Source organism: Nocardia aurantia, from assembly GCF_009604425.1.
GTDB lineage: Bacteria > Actinomycetota > Actinomycetes > Mycobacteriales > Mycobacteriaceae > Nocardia > Nocardia aurantia.
In genome coordinates this window covers 148,371-161,549 of record NZ_WEGI01000016.1, presented here as the reverse complement: position 1 = coordinate 161,549, position 13,179 = coordinate 148,371, and the positions used below count along the sequence as shown (strand labels likewise).

General features: G+C 70.4%; 13 protein-coding genes. 3 read left to right on the top strand and 10 right to left on the bottom strand.

The features are described 5' to 3' along the window. Window positions 1-6: 6 nt before the first annotated feature. The 3 genes from NRB56_RS33245 to NRB56_RS33235 form a co-directional block, all read right to left on the bottom strand. On the bottom strand, window positions 7-1,605 hold the full coding sequence (locus NRB56_RS33245) for an acyl-CoA carboxylase subunit beta (RefSeq protein ID WP_319943899.1): 1,599 nt from the start codon (window positions 1,603-1,605) through the stop codon (window positions 7-9). Between the two features lie 70 nt (window positions 1,606-1,675). Then, window positions 1,676-2,824 (bottom strand): acyl-CoA dehydrogenase family protein, encoded by a 1,149-nt coding sequence (locus tag NRB56_RS33240; RefSeq protein ID WP_153348309.1) that lies wholly within the window; start codon window positions 2,822-2,824, stop codon window positions 1,676-1,678. After that, the gene (locus tag NRB56_RS33235; RefSeq protein ID WP_153348308.1) at window positions 2,821-4,590 is read right to left on the bottom strand and encodes an acyclic terpene utilization AtuA family protein; all 1,770 of its coding nucleotides are present in this window, start codon (window positions 4,588-4,590) and stop codon (window positions 2,821-2,823) included. Before NRB56_RS33235 ends, NRB56_RS33240 begins: the two co-directional genes overlap by 4 nt. Window positions 4,591-4,749: 159 nt before the next feature. On the opposite strand from NRB56_RS33235, the gene NRB56_RS33230 reads away from it, so the two are divergent. Together NRB56_RS33230 and NRB56_RS33225 are read left to right on the top strand one after the other, a co-directional pair. Then, complete coding sequence (locus tag NRB56_RS33230; protein ID WP_227838547.1) at window positions 4,750-4,911, top strand: hypothetical protein; 162 nt, start codon at window positions 4,750-4,752, stop codon at window positions 4,909-4,911. A 94-nt stretch (window positions 4,912-5,005) separates the two neighbouring features. Next, window positions 5,006-5,680: a GntR family transcriptional regulator gene (locus NRB56_RS33225; RefSeq protein ID WP_153348306.1), complete on the top strand. Its 675-nt coding sequence runs from the start codon at window positions 5,006-5,008 to the stop codon at window positions 5,678-5,680. A gap of 138 nt (window positions 5,681-5,818) precedes the next feature. Here the strand turns inward: NRB56_RS33225 and NRB56_RS33220 are convergent, their stop codons facing one another. The 6 genes from NRB56_RS33220 to thiO form a co-directional block, all read right to left on the bottom strand. Then, window positions 5,819-6,853 carry an adenylate/guanylate cyclase domain-containing protein gene (locus tag NRB56_RS33220; protein WP_406603562.1) on the bottom strand — a complete coding sequence of 345 codons (1,035 nt, stop codon included), beginning with the start codon at window positions 6,851-6,853 and terminating at the stop codon, window positions 5,819-5,821. 207 nt (window positions 6,854-7,060) lie between these two features. After that, the gene (locus tag NRB56_RS33215) at window positions 7,061-7,873 is read right to left on the bottom strand and encodes an ABC transporter permease (RefSeq protein ID WP_319943898.1); all 813 of its coding nucleotides are present in this window, start codon (window positions 7,871-7,873) and stop codon (window positions 7,061-7,063) included. After that, complete coding sequence (locus NRB56_RS33210; protein WP_319943897.1) at window positions 7,870-8,796, bottom strand: ATP-binding cassette domain-containing protein; 927 nt, start codon at window positions 8,794-8,796, stop codon at window positions 7,870-7,872. Before NRB56_RS33210 ends, NRB56_RS33215 begins: the two co-directional genes overlap by 4 nt. A gap of 495 nt (window positions 8,797-9,291) precedes the next feature. Next, complete coding sequence (gene thiG, locus NRB56_RS33205) at window positions 9,292-10,065, bottom strand: thiazole synthase (RefSeq protein ID WP_406603561.1); 774 nt, start codon at window positions 10,063-10,065, stop codon at window positions 9,292-9,294. Then, window positions 10,058-10,276, bottom strand: coding sequence for a sulfur carrier protein ThiS (gene thiS, locus NRB56_RS33200; RefSeq protein WP_153348305.1), 219 nt, complete (start codon window positions 10,274-10,276; stop codon window positions 10,058-10,060). Before thiS ends, thiG begins: the two co-directional genes overlap by 8 nt. Then, a complete protein-coding gene (thiO, locus tag NRB56_RS33195; protein ID WP_153348304.1) occupies window positions 10,273-11,343 on the bottom strand; it encodes a glycine oxidase ThiO in 1,071 nt (356 codons plus the stop codon). Before thiO ends, thiS begins: the two co-directional genes overlap by 4 nt. Window positions 11,344-11,518: 175 nt before the next feature. Here thiO and thiE point away from each other — a divergent pair, with 175 nt between their 5' ends. Then, window positions 11,519-12,229, top strand: a complete 711-nt coding sequence (gene thiE / locus NRB56_RS33190; protein WP_319943896.1) for a thiamine phosphate synthase — start codon at window positions 11,519-11,521, stop codon at window positions 12,227-12,229. Window positions 12,230-12,349: 120 nt separating this feature from the next. Here thiE and NRB56_RS33185 read toward each other — a convergent pair whose 3' ends face one another. Beyond that, entirely contained in the window at window positions 12,350-12,904 is a 555-nt protein-coding gene (locus tag NRB56_RS33185; protein ID WP_406603560.1) for an NUDIX domain-containing protein, read from the bottom strand. Window positions 12,905-13,179 lie beyond the last annotated feature (275 nt).

Sequence of the window (13,179 nt, the reverse complement as noted above, 5' to 3'; positions counted from 1 at the left end):
GGGGCCTCACATCCGGAAGACGCCGAAGCCTGCGGCGCCCTCGATCGGGGCATTGTGGATGGCGGACAACGCCATTCCCAATACCGTGCGGGTATCGCGCGGGTCGATGACGCCATCGTCGTAGAGGCGGCCCGACATGAACATCGGCAGCGATTCGGCCTCGATCTGCGCCTCGATCGCGGCGCGCAGCTGCGCGTCGGCGGCCTCGTCGAACGGGATGCCGCGCGCCTCGTTGGCGGCCCGGCCGACGATCGAGATCACGCCCGCCAGCTGGGCTCCGCCCATCACGGCGGATTTCGCGCTGGGCCAGGCGAACACGAAGCGTGGATCGTAGGCGCGGCCGCACATGCCGTAGTGCCCGGCGCCGTAGGAGGCGCCCATCAGCACCGAGATGTGCGGCACCTTGGAGTTGGACACCGCGTTGATCATCATCGCGCCGTGCTTGATGATGCCCTTCTGCTCGTACTCCTTGCCGACCATGTAGCCGGTGGTGTTGTGCAGGAACAGCAGTGGCGTGTTCGACCGGTTGGCCAGCTGGATGAACTGGGCGGCCTTCTGTGCCTCCTCCGAGAACAGCACACCCCGCGCGTTCGCCAGGATGCCGACCGGATAGCCGTGCAGCTCCGCCCAGCCGGTGACCAGGCTGGACCCGTAGAGCGGTTTGAACTCGTCGAAATCGGAATCGTCGACGACGCGGCCGATCACCTCCCGCGGATCGAACGGGATCTTCAGATCGCCGGGCACGATGCCGAGCAGTTCCTCCTGGTCGTAGCGCGGCTCGCGGATCTGCGCCCGCGGCGCGGGGCCGGCCTTGCGCCAGTTCAGCCGGCGCACGATGGAGCGGCCGAGCCGGATCGCGTCCTGCTCGTCGGCCGCCAGATAGTCGGCCAGACCGGATGTGCGGGCGTGCATCTCGGCGCCGCCGAGGGATTCGTCGTCGGACTCCTCACCGGTGGCCATCTTCACCAGCGGCGGGCCACCGAGGAACACCTTGGAGCGGTCCTTGATCATCACCGTGTAGTCGGACATGCCGGGGATGTAGGCGCCGCCGGCCGTCGAGTTACCGAAAACCAGTGCGATGGTGGGGATTCCGGCCGCCGAGGCGCGGGTGAGGTCGCGGAAGCCGCGGCCGCCCGGCACGAAGACCTCCTTCTGGGTGGGCAGATCCGCGCCACCGGATTCCACCAGGCCGATGATCGGCAGCCGGTTCTCCAGGGCGATATCGTTGCAGCGCAGCGTCTTCCGCAGGGACCATGGGTTCGTGGTGCCGCCGCGCACGGTCGGGTCGGAGGCGATCACCATGCACTCGACGCCCTCCACGATGCCGATACCGGCGATCACGCTGGCGCCCACCTGGAATTCGCTGCCCCAGGCCGCGAGCGGGCACAGCTCCAGGAACGGCGAATCCTCGTCGAGCAGCAGCTCGATCCGCTCGCGGGCGGTCAGCTTGCCGCGCTTGCGGTGCCGCGCGAGCTTGTCCGCGCCGCCACCGGCGACGGCCTTGGCGAATTCGCCCTCGATCTCGGTCAGCTTGGCCTGCATGGCCGTCGCCGCCGCGTCGTAGCCGGCCGACGCCGGGTCGACCGATGTCCGCAAGATGCTCACAGCAGCTCCTTTTCGGTATGAACTGGGGCCTCCGTGGTAACGCTTCGCTGCCGCCTCCGGCCCTGAACGCTCATACCGTGAACCCCAATCGTTTTGCCGCCAGGGCGGTCAGAATCTCCGTCGTCCCACCGCCGATGCCGAGGATGCGCATGTCGCGGTACTGCCGCTCCACCTCGGACTCGCGCATGTATCCGAGGCCGCCGAACAGTTGTACGGCCTGGTTGGCGACCCATTCACCCGCCTCCACCGCGGTGTTCTTGGCGAAGCAGACCTCGGCGATCAGATCGGTCTCGCCGGCGGCGGCGCGTTCGGCCACGTGCCGGGTGTAGACCCGGGCGACGTCGACGCGGCGGGCCATCTCGGCCAGCGTGTTCTGCACCGATTGCCGGGCGATCAGGGGGCGGCCGAAGGTCACGCGCTCGCGGCACCAGCGCGCGGTCAGGTCGAGGCAGCGCTGCGCCTGGGCGTAGGCCTGGGCGGCCAGTCCCACCCGCTCGCTGACGAAAGCCGTTGCTATCTGGGCGAATCCGCTGTTCTCCGGCCCGACCAGGTTGGCGGCGGGCACCCGGACGTCCACATAGGACAGTTCCGCGGTGTCGGAGGCCAGCCAGCCCATCTTCTCCAGCTTGCGGCCGACCGTGAAACCCGGCGTGCCCGCCTCCACCACCAGTAACGACACCCCGGCCGCGCCCGGACCGCCGGTGCGCACCGCGGTGACCACGAAATCGGCGCGGGTGCCGGAGGTGATGAAGGTCTTGGCGCCGTTCACGACGAAGTGGTCGCCGTCGCGCACCGCGCTGGTGGTGAGGTGGCCGACGTCGGAACCGCCACCGGGCTCGGTGATGGCCAGCGAGCCGATCTTCTCGCCCGCCAGCGTCGGCCGCACCCACCGCTCGATCTGATCCGGATCGCCGGCGCGGATCAGGTGCGGGACCGCGATGCCGCAGGTGAACAGCGAGGCCCACAGGCCGCCGGAGACACCGGCGTAGTGCATCTCCTCGCACACCACCGTGGCGTCGATCGGGTCGCCGCCGGAACCGCCGGCGGATTCCGGGAAGCCGATGCCGAGCAGGCCGAGTTCGCCCGCCGCGCGGTGCACTTCGCGCGGGATGGCACCGGCGCGCTCCCAGTCGTCCAGGTCGGGGAGGATCTCGCGTTCGACGAAACCTCGTACCGTGGCGCGCAACTCGCGCCGTTCGGGGGTGTCCCACACGGTCATGACCGCTCCCGTCCGGTGCCGAGCAGGCCGGTCGGCACGTCCACGTGCCGCGAGCGCAGCCATTCACCGAGGCCCTTGGCCTGGGGATCGAACCGGGCGTTGTAGGCGACGCCCTGTCCGAGCAGGCCCTCGATCACGAAGTTCAGGGCCCGCAGTTCCGGCAGGACGTGCCGGGTGATCGGCAGTTTCGCGGCCTCCGGCAGCAGCACCCGCACCTCGTCGACGGTGAGCGCGTGCACCAGCCAGCGCCACTGCTCGTCGGTGCGTACCCAGACGCCGATGTTGGCGTTGCCGCCCTTGTCGCCGCTGCGCGCCAGCGCGATCGCGCCCAGTGGCGCCCGCCGCGTGGGTCCGGGCGGAAGTGGTTGCGGCAGCGCGGGTTCGGCGACCTCGGCGAGCTCCAGAGTGGCCGCCGCCGGGGCGATCGGGATGCGGGAGCCGTCCGGCAGGACCGCGGTGTGCGGCACCTCGGCGGCGTCGACGTAACCGGCGGTGAACACCCCGTAGGGCGAGCCGTCACCGGGAGGCGAGGTGAGGGTGCAGCCGGGGTAGCTGCCCAGCGCCAATTCGACCGCGGTATTGGAGAACTTGCGGCCGACCACCTTCGGATCCGGATCGCGCGCGACGCAGCGCAGCAGCGCGCTGGCCCGCTCCTCGGTGTCGGCGTCGGGACGGTCCAGGCGGCTGAGCGTCCATTCCAGTTCGGCGGGGCGGGCCGGCAGTTCGGACTCCAGTTGCCGTTGCGCCAGTTGCGCTTTCGCCTCGATGTCGAGTCCGGTGAGGACGAAGGTCATCTCGTTGCGGAAGCCGCCGAGGGTGTTGAGCGACACCTTCAGCCGCGGCGGCGGGGCCTCGCCGGTGACGCCGCTGATCAGCACGCGATCCGGGCCCTGTCGGGTCAGGTGGACGCTGTCGAGCCGGGTGGTGACGTCCGGGCCGGCGTAGCGCGCGCCCTGGATCTCGTACATCAGCTGGGCCGCGACGGTATCGACGGTGACCGTGCCGCCGGAGCCCGGATGTTTGGTGATCACGGAGCTGCCGTCGGGTCGCAGTTCCGCGATGGGGAAGCCGGGGCGGCCGAGGTCGGCGACCTCGGTGAAGAACGCGAAATTGCCGCCGGTGGCCTGGGTTCCGCACTCGATCACGTGCCCGGCCACCACCGCGCCGGCGAGCGCGTCGAAATCCGCACGGCCCCAGCCGAAGTGGGCGGCGGCAGGACCGACGACCAGCGAGGCGTCGGTGACCCGGCCGGTGACCACCACATCGGCTCCGGCGGTGAGACATTCGGCGATACCCCAGGCGCCGAGATAGGCGTTGGCGGTGAGCGGGGCACCGAGGCCCAGTTCCGCGGCCCGCGGCAGCAGGTCGTCGCCCTCGACGTGCGCGACCCGCACCTCCAGCCCGGCCGCCGCGGCGACCTCGCGGATCCGCTGCGCCAGGCCGGCCGGGTTCAGGCCGCCGGCGTTGGTCACGATCCGCACGCCGCGCTCCAGCGCCAGCGCCAGGCACTGTTCCAGCTGCCGGACGAAGGTCTTCGCGTAGCCGAGGGAGGCGTCCTTCATGCGGTCGCGGCCCAGGATCAGCATCGTCAGCTCGGCGAGGTAGTCGCCGGTGAGCACGTCCAGCGGCCCACCGGTGAGCATCTCCCGCATCGCCGCGAAGCGATCGCCGTAGAAACCGGAACAGTTGCCGATCCGGAGCACCTCCCCCGCCGGGGTCGGCACCGCTGCCGGGGGCGACGCCCCTTCGACGGCCGCATCGCTCATCAGCACGCCTTCCCTAGTCCGCTCGCGCGGCCTCGCCGCCACGCTCGACCAGCCTCACATTCTCCCCCTAAAAAAGCAAGCCTGCGTGATTTTTATTCGCGGTATTGCCTGATGGGGGCCTCGGCGTCGCGGCCGCGACCGGCCGGGCAGAATGGCGGCGTGTCCCACTCCGTGATCGCCCTGCTGCTCATCGCCCTGGCCGGCTTCCTGCTCGGCGGCACCTACACGCTGTGGAAGACCACACGGCCGCTCGCCGTCGCACTCGGCGCCTGCGCGGTGCTCGCCGCAGTCGGCGGTGTCATCTGGCTGACGCAAGGCTGACGTCGCAACGGCGCCGGGCCGCGGCCCGGCGCTACCATCGCGGAGCGGGCCCCGGCGGCCCGGCACCACCATCGGCGAGCACACGGGCGGCAGGATGACTGTGGATCCGGCAACATCGGTTCGGGCGGCGACCCCGCAGACCAGCCATGAGAGTCTGGTCGACGCCATTCGGGAGACGATCCTGCGCGGCGAGTTCGTCGCCGATCAGCGGCTGGTCGAGGCGGATCTGTCCGAGCGGTTCGACGCCGGGCGCGCGGCGGTACGGGCCGCGCTGCTGGAACTCACCAACGAGGGGCTGGTGGAGCGCGTCGCGAACCGTGGCGCTCGGGTGCGGGCGGTATCGCTGGACGAGGCCGTCGAGATCTACGAGGTGCGGATGGCGCTGGAGGCGCTGTGCGCCGCGAAGGCGGCCGAGCGGATCGGCCCGGAACAGGCCGGCGAGCTGCGGGAACTCGGGCAGGCCATGCGTACCGCCGTCGCGGCGGGCGACCTCACCGGATACTCCGAACTCAACCAGCGGTTGCATCGCCGGATCCGCGAGATCAGCGGGCAGGGTACCGCCGCGCGCGTGCTGGAGCGGCTGCGCGCGCAACTGGTCCGGCACCAGTTCCGGCTCGCGCTGCAACCGGGGCGGCCGTCGGTGTCGCTGCCGGAACATCTGGCGATCATCGACGCCGTGTGCGGGCACGATCCCGAGGCCGCGCGCCTGGCCGCCCAAGCGCACCTGGTGAGCGTGATCGAGGCCCTGCGTCGGGTGCAGCGCGGCTGACGGAAGCACCGCGTGCGGCGCGCCCGGCCGGGTGGACTGCCACGCTCGGCCGCGTGAAGTGCTCGACGCGCCGCCCGAGTCAGGTTGCCGCGCAACATGTCCGGGCCACGAGCGACGGTGAGCCGGCTGTGCGGCGGACTATCGGTCCTCGTGCGTCCCGTCCAGCCGGTAGATGCGCAGATCCTCCGGTACGCCGGACAGTGGGGCGGCGAAAATGCTTCGACGGTACGGCTTCACGGCCAGACCGAGGCGTTCCAGGGTTTCCGGTTGCAGTGCCTCCAGCGTCGCCGAGGACAGCATGGTGTTGCCGTTGCCGCCGGCCTCCATCACGCGGGCCGCGACCGTCACGTCGACACCGAGCCAGTCGCCGCCGATCTCGCGCGGGGTGCCGGTGTGCAGGCCGGCTCGCATCTGCGGGCGGTAGCCCTGGACCCGAACCCGGGCGAGGTTCCGGCGAGCCGTCACCACCGCGTCCACGGCCCGGTCCGGCGAGGCGAACACCGCCATCACGCCGTCGCCCATCCGCTTCACCACCTGGCCGCCGCGCTCCACGATGGGCGGTTCGATGGCCTTCGCCACCTCGCGCAGCAGGATCAGGGTGGTTTCGTCGCCGGCGGTCAGCGACCAGCGGGAGAAGGCGACGAGATCGGTGAACAGGACGGTGATCGGGCGGGTGCCGCGGCCGCGACCGGTTCGTTCGAGCATCGCCTGCCAGACCTGGAGGGCGCCGAGGCCGATCTCGCGGGCCGCGCTCGGGGTGTCGCCCGTCAGGCGGTCGGCGGCGCGGGCGACCGCGCGCGGGCCGCCGGGGCCGGAGACCGACAGCGGATCGCCGAAGGCCGGATCGCCGGGCAGGCTTTCGCGCGCCTTGCGGATGGCGCCGATCACACCGGGGCGTTGATTGGCCGCGGACAGCTGGGTGGCCGCCGACATCAGGGCCGACAACTGGCCGGCGCCCAGGCGGACCGGGCGTTTCGGGCGGCCGGCCGTTTCCGGGGCGGCGGTGGCCGACTCGGGGTCGGCGCTGTTCGGCTCCGGGGCGACGGTGGTCGTGCCCGACGCTTCGGGGGGCGAAAGGTTCTCGGGCAGTGCGGCTTCGGCCTCGGGGTCGGCGGGCGTGAGCGGTATCACGACGTCCGAGGGCTCAGGGGCGTCGGCGGGTGTCTCGCTCACGCCTCGAGGGTATCCCAGCAGGGAGGGCGGGGTCGCCCGGTCGATGGTCGTCATGCCACCACCTCTCTATCGGACGGAGCGGGCACAGCAGTGGGTCCGCCGATGGACGAGTGTTGGTACTCGTCGACGTTACCGACGGGTCGGTGCCGAATCGAGGCGCACGGCCAGAGTTAACCTCGCGGTTTCCGGTTCGAGATCACCGCCGTGTCATGCGTCACGCCGGCGGACCACGTACATCGCTGCGGCCCAGACTATTGCGACGAATGCGGCGAAATAGACGAGGCACCACCACTGGTTCCAGTGCCACGGCAGATTCCGGTCGGCGAGACCCAGGAATCGCAGGGCATTCTCGAACGGCATGAACACCTCGACCCGGCGGCCCCAGGTGCCGAAAGCCTGCACGATCGGCTCCAGCAGGAGTGGCCAGACGATCAGCAGGGAGATCGCGCCGGCCGACTGGCGCAGCAGTGTGCCCACCGCCACCGACAGGAACACGACCAGGGCCACGAAGATCGGCACGCCGTAGAACACTCGGAGATCATGGCCCAGGCCGAGGTCGCGGGCGGGTTCGTGGTCGACGATCGCGAGCAGGATCCCGAGACTGACGAAGGCCAGGAGTGCGGACAGTACGGCGGCGCCCAGCGCTACCACCGCGGCCTTCGCGGTGAGGACCAGTGCGCGGTTCGGGGTGGCCAGGAAGGTGGCCTTGATCGTGCCGAAGCGGTATTCGCTGGTGACTGCCAGGGCGGCGACGATCATCACCAGGATGTAGCCGAACCCGGGGAAGATCGGGGGGGCGCCCATGATTCCGAGTACGGCCGCGTCGTTGTGCAGATAGGGCGGCTCGGCGTCGACGTGGCCGTGAGTCGCGTTGGTCGTGTAGGTGCGGAACGCGAAATTGGCCAGGAGGCCGAACAGGGCGGTCAGGCCCAGGGCGGTCACCACCATCAGGATCGCGCACCACAGCGGGGAGCGGGTCGAGGTGAGTTTGATGCGCTCCGCGGTGAGAATGCTTGTCACAGTGCGCCTCCCATGACCGAGGTGAAGGATGAGGCGTGATACTGGACCGTGCCGCCGGTCATCCGCATGAAGGCCTCCTCCAGTGAAGCTCGTTGCGGGGCAAGCTCGTACAGGGTGATGCTGTGTTCGGCGGCCAGTTCGCCGATGGCCTCGGCGGTGGCGCCGGTTATCAGAATTGCGTCGGCTTCGGCTCGGACCGTGTACTTTTCGGACAGGATTGTCCTGAATTTTTCCAGGTGCGGGCTGCGTACTCGCACAGTGGATTCCGAGGAGCGCTCGATGAAATCCTGGGTGCTGGTGTCGGCTATCAGTCTGCCCTGGCCGATCACTATCAGGCGTTCGGCGGTGTGTTCCATCTCCGAGAGGAGGTGGCTGGAGACCAGGATCGTGCGGCCTTCCGCGGCCAGGGCCTGCATGAAGCGGCGCATCCAGTGGATACCCTCGGGGTCCAGACCGTTCAGGGGTTCGTCGAAGAGGAGGACGGGGGGGTCGCCGAGTAGGGCGCCTGCCAGGCCCAGTCGCTGGGACATGCCCAGGGAGAAGCCGCCTGCGGGTTTGCCCGCTACTTCGGTCAGGCCGACCATGCGGAGGACCTCGTCTACGCGGGTGGGGGGAATATTGTTGGAGGCTGCCAGCCAGCGTAGGTGGGAGCGGGCGGATCTGTTGGGGTGGACCCATTTCGCGTCCAGGAGGGCGCCTACTGTGCTCAGGGGGTGTTTGAGGGCGCTGTACGGTTTACCTTGGATGAGGGCTTGGCCTTGGGTGGGGGTGTCCAGGGCCAGGATGGTTCTCATGGTGGTGGTTTTGCCTGCGCCGTTCGGGCCCAGGAAGCCGGTTACCTGGCCTGGCTGGACCGTGAAGGTCAGGTTGTCGACGGCTGTTGTCTGACCGAATTTCTTTGTCAGGCCTACAACTTCGATCACGTTCGCTCGCTTCCCCTTCGCTCCTGACTCGATGTTCGGGTTTTCGTTTTGGTGGGGGCTGTGTTTTTGGCCTCCGCTTCGCTCCGGCGGGTTTTCGGCCCTTCGGGCCTCGATTCTTCCCTCCTCCGCTCAGTCGCTGCGCTCCCTCGCTCCGTCAGTCCAGAATCGAGGCGGGCCGAAAACACCTCGGGTATACCCTTTCGCTGCACAGGGATCAGCGGCATGGTCGGACGCGATCTCTCGGGGGCTCGGTCGGTCAGTAGCCTAGGGCTTGCCGGGGGCGGGTGTGTGGACAGCGGTGAAATGGTTGGGGCTGTTCGGGACTCGGCGGAGGGGTTGTCGGAAGGCGGGTAGCGGTGGGGTGTCGGTGTGATCGCGGGCGGCTGTGCGGGCTGGGTGGCGGGTGAGCTTTGGGATGGGCAGATCGGCCGGGTGTGTCGGCAGATCTGTGCACCTTGGTCGCCGGGATATCGGTTGCTGGGGGTGTGGCGGGGGCTAGCGGGCGGGGGAGGAGGCTTGGGCCCAGAAGCGTTTCGGGATTCGGCCGGCTCGGCGGGCCAGGTGGCCCGCCTCTACTGCTGCTGCCATGGCTGCGGCCATGCGGCGGGGGTCGCGGGCTCGGGTTACGGCGGTGGCCAACAGGACTGCGGAGCAGCCCAATTCCATGGCGAGGGCGGCGTCGCTGGCGGTGCCTATGCCGGCGTCGAGGATCACCGGGACCGTTGCTGTCGCCACGATCATCTCTATGTTGTGGGGGTTGCTTATGCCCAGGCCGGTTCCTATGGGGGAGCCCAGGGGCATCACTGCGGCGCAGCCTACGTCTTCCAGGCGGCGGGCCAGGGCGGGGTCGTCGGTGGTGTAGGGGAGGACGGTGAAGCCTTCGTCCACCAGTTGTTCTGCGGCGCTTACCAATTCGATGGCATCGGGGAGCAGGGTTCGGTCGTCGGCGACTACCTCCAGCTTTACCCAGTGGGTTTCCAGGGCTTCTCGGGCCAGTTGTGCTGTGAGGACGGCCTCTTCGGCGGTTCGGCAGCCTGCGGTGTTGGGGAGGGGGGCTATGTGCAAGCGGCGCAACAGGTCCAGGACGCCGGTGCCGCCTACCGCGTCCACTCGGCGCATCGCCACCGTGGTCAGTTCGGTGCCGGAGGCCAGGAGCGCTTCCTCCAGGACGGCCAGGTTCTCCGCGCCGCCGGTGCCCATGATCAGGCGGGAGCCGAAGGTGCGGTCGGCGATTCGGAGGGGTTCGGTCGCCTGTTCGGTGCTAACCACCCTGCACCGCCGTCAGGACCTCGATCTCCCAGCCGCGGCCGAGTTGCTCGTCCCAGCGGGACTTCGGGAAGACCACGCCGTCGACGGCTATCGCTATCCCGCGATCCGGCAGGTCGAGTCGCTCCAGCAGTTCTCGGACGGTGATCGGCTCGGCGAACATGTGGTCCTCGCCGTTCACGGTCACGCCGACGGGTGTCGGGGTCGCCGTCATCGGGTACCTCCTGATATCTGCGGAAAACGGTGGGGGTCTGCGGCTTTCGCCTCGGGGAGGGTGTCGCCCGCCAGCAGGGCCAGGACTGCGTCCGCGGTGAGCGGGACGCCCAGGATGCCGTTGCGGCCGTGGCCGGCGGCCACGATCACGCGGTCGGTGAGGGGGCCGATCAGCGGGAGGTTGTCGGGGGTGGTGGGACGGGAGCCCGCGGCGGCCTCCGCCAGTTCGTATTCGCCGATGCCGGGGAGGACCGCTTCGGCGTCGGCGATCAGGTCGCGGACTCCGGCCACGGTGACCGTGGTGTCGAAACCGGCCTCGTACTGGGTGGCGCCGACCACCAGGCCGTTCGCTCGGGGGACCAGGTAGAGGGAGCGGCCGTGTACTCGGGCTCGGACCACGTGAGCGGGGGGCGGGGGGGTGCCGGGGCGGTGGCGGAGGCGGAGGATCTCGCCTTTGACGGGACGGATCGGGAGTTGGGGCCACAGGGTTGCCGCCGCCGCGCCGGGGGACAGGACCACGTGGTCGTGGTTCAGGTCGTCGAGGGTGGTCACTGGTTCGGGGCGCACTCGTACGCCGGTCGCGGCGCCCGCGTCGGCCAGGGCCTGCAGGAGGAGGCGGTTGTCCGCGGCGGGTTCCGGGGCCAGGAGGCCGGCTCGGACGGTGCGGGCCAGGGCCGATTCCGTGTTTCGCACATCTGCGCGGTCCAGGAGTCGCATGGGGTGGCCCTGGGTTCCGGCGAACTCGGCGATCGTGCGGAGGTCGGCGGCGTCGGCGGCGTCCAGGGCTACGGTCAGGGTGGCGGTGGCCACGAGGACGTCGATGCCGGTGGTCCGGTGCAGTGCCTGGGCGAAGGCCGGCCAGCGGGACAGGGAGGCCGCGCCGAACCGGAGGGCCTCGGTCTCGCCCGGCCAGCCCTCGGACAGGGGGGCCAGCATGCCACCGGCGACCCAGGAGGAACCGGTTCCGGGGGCGGGATCGAAGACGGTGACCGACCAGCCGGCCTCGGCGGCCCGCCACGCCACCGCGGAGCCGATGACACCCCCGCCCACGACGGCCAGAGTTCGCATAACCTTCCACACCTCGTCTCGGTCCCCACGCCGATCCGTGCGGGGCGATGGCTCTCGCCACCGGCCACGCCGGATTCACGGACAGGGACGTCGGGTACCTCCGCGCGGCCGCCATCGCAGCGGGGATACCCACCAAGTTTCGACTCCTTACGGTAGCGCGGTTACGGTCGAGGGCGTGCAGCCGTCCCTCCCCAACCGCGCCCCCACCCCTCGCGAGCGTCTGGCCACGGCCAGGCTCTATCTGTGCACGGATGCCCGGCGCGACACCGGCGACCTGGCCGATTTCGCCGAGGCGGCGCTCGCCGGCGGGGTGGACATCATCCAGCTCCGCGACAAGGGTTCACGGGGAGAGGCCGAGTTCGGGCCGCTCGAGGCCCGTGCGGAACTCGGCGCGCTGGCCGAGTTGAAGGCGGCCGCTCGCCGGCACGGCGCACTGTTCGCGGTCAACGATCGCGCCGATATCGCGCTGGCCGCGGGCGCCGATGTGCTGCATCTGGGGCAGGACGATCTGCCGCCCTGGTACGCGCGCCGGATCCTCGGGCCGGATGTGGTGCTCGGGCGGTCCACCCACGACCGCGCGCAGGCCGGACAGGCCGCCCTCGAGGAACACATCGACTACTTCTGCACCGGGCCGGTCTGGGCCACCCCGACCAAGCCGGGGCGCTCCGCCGCCGGGCTGGATCTGGTCCGGGACACCGCCGGCAGCGAGCCGGTGCGGCCGTGGTTCGCCATCGGCGGCGTCGATGCCGACAACCTGCCGGAGGTGCTCGACGCGGGGGCCACCCGCATCGTGGTCGTGCGCGCGATCACGGCCGCCGCCGATCCCGAGGCCGCCGCGCGCGTGCTCAAGGAGCGGCTGCTCGCCAATCTGCCGGCCGGACGCTGAGGCCGCGCCGCCGCCTCGAGGTCCGGTGCTGGCCGGAGCTGCGACCCGAGCTGGAACGGTTTCCGCCGGCGCGGATCGCGCGTCACTCCCACCGGCGGGCGAGTGCGGCACAGCGGGCCGCTAATTCGGCGGGGGCGCCAGCAGCTGATCGAGCGTCAGCAGGAGTTCGTCGGTCGTGGCGGGGTCGGCGGTGCCGATCCGGGCCTGGCGGCTGTCGTCACCCTCGGCGTGCAGCCAGAGGAAGCCCCGGTCGGCGAGATCGATCGTGCGGGGCAGGGCGGCGGCCACCGCGTCGGGATCGGGTAGGCCGGTGAGGTTCAGGCGGGCCGATTCGGCGCGCAGGGTCGGCCACGCGGCCGCGAACCCCGGGTGCAGGGGACGGTCGGCGACCTCCTCCTCGGGCACCCAGGCCATATCGGCGCTCTCGATGTTGATGACAGTTGGCAATTGTTCGGCTACATCGGCTACCACGGTGGTGTAAGTCCAGCCGGAGGGTGCGCTCGCAGTCACCCGGCTGCCCCGGACGCGAACCGCCGCCGGAGTGATACCGGCCTCCTCTTCGGCCTCCCGAACAGCAGCGTGCACACTGGACTCATGGCTGTCACGGGCTCCGCCGGGCAGTGCCCAGGTGCCACCCTGGTGGCTCCAGGGTGCGCGGTGTTGCAGCAATACCATGGCTCCGCCGCCCATCCGAGGCGCTCGTGGCGCCCTCAGCAACAATCCAGCAGCCCCATACAGGCCCCATTGCCGGCTTCCATCCGGACTGAACAGGAAACCGTCCCCGTCACCACGCATGCTCGTCCCGTCCCATCCTTGCCACCGATATCGGCTCCCTCCGCGCACCGGCCGGCGCCGGCGGGCCGGGCCGTCCGCGGACGGTGTCGATACGACCACAATAAGCTGAGCGGACGCCCGATCTCGGGTGTGCGGGCGATCCCGGGCACTCGTGC

Excerpts from the sequence above, each read along its gene's own strand:
- NRB56_RS33240 (WP_153348309.1), bottom strand. The coding sequence starts at position 2,824 with ATGACCGTGTGGGACACCCCCGAACGGCGCGAGTTGCGCGCCACGGTA.
- NRB56_RS33235 (WP_153348308.1), bottom strand. The coding sequence starts at position 4,590 with ATGAGCGATGCGGCCGTCGAAGGGGCGTCGCCCCCGGCAGCGGTGCCG.
- NRB56_RS33225 (WP_153348306.1), top strand. The coding sequence starts at position 5,006 with ATGACTGTGGATCCGGCAACATCGGTTCGGGCGGCGACCCCGCAGACC.
- thiS (WP_153348305.1), bottom strand. The coding sequence starts at position 10,276 with ATGACGGCGACCCCGACACCCGTCGGCGTGACCGTGAACGGCGAGGAC.
- thiO (WP_153348304.1), bottom strand. The coding sequence starts at position 11,343 with ATGCGAACTCTGGCCGTCGTGGGCGGGGGTGTCATCGGCTCCGCGGTG.
- NRB56_RS33185 (WP_406603560.1), bottom strand. The coding sequence starts at position 12,904 with ATGGTATTGCTGCAACACCGCGCACCCTGGAGCCACCAGGGTGGCACC.